This is a genomic window from Natrinema soli (genome assembly GCF_028618695.1).
Genome location: NZ_JAQIVI010000566.1, coordinates 1 through 857, shown reverse-complemented (window position 1 = coordinate 857; position 857 = coordinate 1). Strand labels below are relative to the sequence as shown.

The window sequence follows — 857 nt, the reverse complement described above, 5'->3', positions numbered from 1 at the left end:
GACATCGGCCTGCTGTCGGCGCTGGGAATCGACGAGGTGCCGGTCCGCGCGAAGCCGCGCGTCGGCATCGTTTCGACGGGCGACGAACTCGTCCGGCCGGGCGAGGAACTGCACAGCGAGCGCGGGGAGATCTACGACGTCAACAGCTACACCATCGCCGCGGGGGTCGAGGACGCGGGCGGTGAGGCGGTCCTCTACCCCCACGCCGGCGACGAGCAGGACGAAATGGAGCGGATTCTGCGGACCGCGGCCGACGAGTGCGACCTCGTCCTCTCCTCGGGGTCGACCAGCGCGAGCGCGGTCGACGTCATCTACCGGGTCATCGAGGAACAGGGGGAGTTGCTGCTCCACGGCGTGAGCGTCAAGCCGGGAAAGCCGATGCTGATCGGCCGGTTAGACGACTCCGCGTATGTCGGCCTCCCGGGCTACCCCGTCTCCGCGATGATGGTCTTCCGGACCTTCGTCGCGCCGGCGATCCGCGAGGCGGCCGGTATCCCGGAGCCAGCGTCCGCGACCGTCACCGGCCGGCTGGCACGACAGGAGCGGTACGAGGAGGGGCGCCATCGGCTCATGCCGGTCGGTTTGGTCGAGGATAGCGACGGCGAGACGCTCGTCTACCCCGTCGACAAGGGAAGCGGCGCGACGACCAGCCTCGCCGACGCCGACGGCGTCGTGGAGGTCGGCCCCGAGACCGACTACCTCGAGGAAGGCGAACCCGTCACGGCCACCCTCTTTTCGCCGGACGTCCGGCCGCCAACGCTGTTCGGCGTCGGCGAGGACGATCCGATATTTTCGCGCGTCCTTGACGGCCTCGAGCGCCCGCGATATCTCTCGGTCGGAACCCGGCCCGGTCTCCG

1 protein-coding gene is annotated in these 857 nt (G+C 69.8%); it reads left to right on the top strand.

The features are described from left to right. A partial coding sequence (locus PGX04_RS26655; protein ID WP_273741252.1) for a molybdenum cofactor synthesis domain-containing protein occupies positions 1-857 on the top strand: 857 nt, incomplete at both ends.